General features: G+C 41.6%; 3 protein-coding genes. 2 read left to right on the top strand and 1 reads right to left on the bottom strand.

Annotation, left to right across the window (positions count from 1 at the left end; translation table 11 throughout):
• On the top strand, nt 1-643 hold a 643-nt coding region (locus tag L652_RS0104410; RefSeq protein WP_029753196.1), incomplete at its 5' end, for a tryptophan 7-halogenase.
• Between the two features lie 77 nt (nt 644-720).
• Here the strand turns inward: L652_RS0104410 and L652_RS0104405 are convergent.
• Nucleotides 721-3,297, bottom strand: coding sequence for a glycoside hydrolase family 3 N-terminal domain-containing protein (locus L652_RS0104405; RefSeq protein ID WP_024603325.1), 2,577 nt, complete (start codon nt 3,295-3,297; stop codon nt 721-723).
• A gap of 239 nt (nt 3,298-3,536) precedes the next feature.
• On the opposite strand from L652_RS0104405, the gene L652_RS0104400 reads away from it, so the two are divergent.
• Nucleotides 3,537-4,478, top strand: a 942-nt coding sequence (locus tag L652_RS0104400; RefSeq protein ID WP_024603324.1) for a family 1 glycosylhydrolase, incomplete at its 3' end; no start/stop codon positions are given.

Below are 4,478 nucleotides of genomic sequence, written 5' to 3'. Positions count from 1 at the left end.
CAGCCAATATATGGATGACGAGCAAGCCAAAGCGCTCTTATTAAGTAACATTGAGGGCGAGGCGCTTACAGAGCCACGTATTATTAAATTTAAAACAGGGCGCCGCTTAAAAGGCTGGAATAAAAACTGCCTAGCGCTTGGCCTTGCCAGCGGTTTTGTAGAGCCACTTGAGTCCACCAGCATTCACTTAATTATGTCGGGTATTATTCGCTTTATGCGTTTATTTCCGTTTAATGGCATTACCAATCACGCCATTGACGAATACAACAAACAGCTTAAAAGCGAAATTGAAAATATTCGCGACTTTATTGTGCTGCACTACAAAGTAACTAATCGCGATGACAGTGAGTTTTGGCAGCATTGTAATGCCATGGAAGTGCCAAAAACACTTCAGCATAAAATTGATTTGTTTAAACAAACCGGCCGTGTATTTTTAGACGATGGCGACATTTTTAGAGTCGACTCGTGGGTGCAAGTTATGCTTGGTCAGGGTATTGAGCCTAATCAACATCATTTAATAGCCAGCATGATGAGCGATGAAGAACTCACCCGTTTTTTACACGGTATTAAGCAACAAATAGAGCAGCGCGTCAGCCAATTACCATCTCATCATGAGTTTTTAAAGCAGTATTGCCCAGCATAAATATCCTCTTTAAAAAAAGCCCTTATTACTAAGGGCTTTGAGACAACACACAATAAACTTAACTTATAAGCACTCTACTACTCACACTTTATTTTTGCTGTTTCAGCGCCTTGTGGTTCAAAGCTAATATCTGCAACTGAAACGTTAAGCTCGCCTGCCGTTTTAATAATAAAAGGGCTGGTTACTCTGGCAAAATCAACACCCTTTTTAGCAAAACACGTTAAATCTATGCTCATGGTTTGCCATGTATTTAAATCAGCATTTTCAAGATCACGGGTAATATCAAGCTCGCCACCACAGCCTTGTTCGCATTTCATTGCAAGGTATGTCTGTGAGCTAGGTATTTGGTTTACTTTATAGCTAAAGCTAAGGGCCGAATTTGCTTCAATGTAGGCCACTTTGTCTTCGGTAAAGTTGCTATTAATTTCGATGTAGCTGGCTGCAGTGCCATCAAAATTAAATTGCATCGCATCTTCTTGAATCGCTTTGTCTTCAGTGCGATAAGTAATGCCGCCAAGCTTTACACTGTTACTTGCTACTTGGTGCTGCTCGCTGTTTGAATTTAAAAACAAACGCCACGGTGTTTTAAAGCTGCCATTAAATATAGATAAGGACGCAAGGTTACTAACATCAACACCTGAGTCTTCATTTAGATTATTGGCACGCGTACTTTCATCTTTATACGTTAAGCCAAAGCCATAGGGTAATAATGGCGAGTAATCAGCATCCCCCTTATTTACTGCGGTTTGTAGTGGCGATTTAGGCCACGAGAACGACAACTTACCTTTAAAGTCGTATTGTACCTGCCCACTTTCATCCGCTAATAATACATCTGCAATGCCTTGTCCTTCAGTGCCAGGAAGCCATGCTGCTACAAATGCATCTGACGCGTTTAGCTCGCTGTTAACCCACATTGGTCTGCCCGATATAAACACCGACACCACCGCAATACCTTGCTGCTTTAATGTTTTTAATATTTTAAGAGAGCGTTTATTGTTACGTTCAAACTCAAGGTTGTCTTTATCGCCATGTCCCTCTGCGTATGGTTCTTCACCAAATACAACAATGGCTACATCGGGTTTGGTATTAAACTCACCCGTTGGGCTTAAAATAGCGTTACCGCCAGCGGCATCTATTTGCGTTTTTAGCCCCGCATAAATAGACGTTGCCCCAGGAAAATCTGCATTTTGATTATTAGTTCCCTGCCATGTAATACTCCAACCGCCCGATTGCTTGCCTATGTTATCGGCCGCATCGCCTGCTATAAGTATGTTGCTTGATGGGTTAAGCGGTAATAAATGGTTGTTGTTTTTAAGCAGTACTAGCGACTCTTGTACCGCTTGGCGGGCAATATCGCGATGTGCTGGCGCACCTATTAGTTTTAATTTACCTGAATATTTTCGATTTGCAGGGCTTGGCTTATCAAATAAACCCGCACGTAATTTAACGCGTAAAATACGTGCTACGGCGTCATCTATTCGCGCCATTGTTATTGTGCCCGCTTTTACTTGTTTAATTGTATTTTCATAAAGTGGCTTCCAAGCACCCGTTGGCACCATAAAAATATCAAGCCCCGCATTAACAGCCTGTGGGCAACTTTCATTTGTACAGCCTGCAACTTGTCCGTGTCCGTTCCAATCTCCTACAACAAAGCCATCAAAACCCATTTTTGTTTTTAATACATCGGTAAGTAAGTATTTGTTGCCGTGATTTTTTTTACCATTCCAGCTATTAAACGATGCCATAACCGACTGACTACCTGCGGTTAAGCCACCTATATAACCTTGCGCATGAATGTTATATAACACCTCTTCGCTATCAATGTTATCGCCTTGATCGTCACCATCTACTGTGCCGCCATCGCCTAAAAAGTGCTTAACGGTACTAATTACGCGTTTGTCACTTAAAAAGTCTTCATCGGCTCTGCCTTGCAATCCGTTTACAATTGCGGCTGAATACTCACGTACAATTGCAGGGTCTTCTGAGTAGCCTTCGTACGTTCTGCCCCATCGGTCGTCGCGCACCACCGCAACAGTCGGTGCAAACACCCAATCTATGCCTGTTGCCATTACCTCTATTGCAGTAGCTGCTGCAATGCGCTCAATTAATGCGGGGTTATTAGCAGCACCTAAACCAATATTGTGCGGAAATAACGTCGCCCCAATCACATTATTATGGCCATGTACTGCATCAGTGCCCCACATGGTTGGAATTTTACTGCCATCAATTGAGTCATCAACCGAGGCTTGGTACATGCTCTCAGCAAGTGTTATCCAATCTGCAGGCGTTGCATGCTTATTGGCATTTGGGAACGAGCCACCGCCATTTAAATACGAACCAAAACCGTATTTGCGCATGTCTGAAGCGGTTATATCGCGAATTTCAGGTTGGATCATTTGCGCTACTTTTTGTTCAAGCGTCATTGTTTTTAAATACTGTGCAATCGTATTTTCAATTTCAGGCGTTTTCACTACCTTACTTTTAAGCGTTGGCCAAAGTGATAAATCACCTTGCTCATGCTCAGCCTTTTTGGCTACGGCGCCTTGGCTATTATTAGCGTTAACCTCTTGTTTATTACACGCACTTAAAACGCATAATCCGCCTATTAAAATGGGGAGCATGTGTAACCTGTTAGTGTTTAAGCTTTTTTTCATTTTTATAGCCCTGTGTTGTGTCAGTGTGATTTTGTGAGCGCCTATTTGTTATTTAAATTTAACTATTGACCTGTTTAACAATAGCCACTAACCTAAATATGGAAGCGCTTCCTTAAAGTTATTAAATACCATACTTAGTGATTAATCAAATTAAATATGGAAGCGCTTCCAATAATGAATTTAATATACGCTCTATACAAAGCAAACTTTACCAAAAAAGAAGCAGAGGTTTTCTCTTAATGAAACAATTATCTTTACCTAGTGGCTCACCACTTTTAGCCAAAAATTTTACTTATGGTGTAGCTACGGCCTCATTTCAAATTGAAGGCGGCGCAGCTGATCGCTTGCCATGTATTTGGGATACCTTTTGCAGTAAAGAAGGCAAAATAGTCGATAATTCAAATGGCGATGTAGCTTGCGAACACTACACTCGCTGGAAAGACGATATAAACTTAATTGAATCATTAGGTGTAGACGCTTACAGACTTTCTATTTCGTGGCCGCGTGTAATGACTAAAAGCGGTCACTTAAACCCGACAGGCGTTAAGTTTTATACCGACATTTTAGATGAATTAAAACGCCGTAACATTAAAGCTTTTGTAACGCTGTACCACTGGGATTTACCACAACATATTGAAGACGAAGGTGGCTGGCTTAACCGTAACACCGCTTACGAATTTGCGCATTACACAGATTTAATTACAAAAGCATTTGGTGACCGCGTACACTCTTACGCCACCTTAAACGAGCCTTTTTGCAGCTCTTACTTAGGCTACGAAATTGGCGTACATGCTCCTGGCATAGTAGGTCGCGAATTTGGTCGTAAAGCCGCGCACCACTTATTACTGGGTCACGGTTTGGCTATGCAAGTACTTGCTAAAAATAGCCCAAATACACTAAACGGTATTGTACTTAACTTTACGCCTTGTTACTCAGTTACCCAAAGTGAAGACGATTTAAAAGCCACTGCATTTGCTGATGACTATATAAACCAATGGTACATGCAGCCTGTAATGCAAGGTAAATACCCTGATATTATTAAGCAATTACCTAAAGCCCACCGCCCAGATATTTTAGATGGCGACATGGAAATAATTGCTCAACCGCTAGATTACCTAGGGGTTAACTTTTATACCCGCATGCATTATCAAGCAAGCAATACCGACTTTTACCATGAGCTG

Source organism: Pseudoalteromonas sp. TB25 (assembly GCF_000497995.1).
GTDB lineage: Bacteria > Pseudomonadota > Gammaproteobacteria > Enterobacterales > Alteromonadaceae > Pseudoalteromonas > Pseudoalteromonas distincta.
This window is presented reverse-complemented; position numbering and strand designations above follow the sequence as displayed.

What these genes read in the sequence shown, in the direction of transcription:
- L652_RS0104405 (WP_024603325.1), bottom strand. Translation starts at nt 3,297, where the DNA reads ATGAAAAAAAGCTTAAACACTAACAGGTTACACATGCTCCCCATTTTA.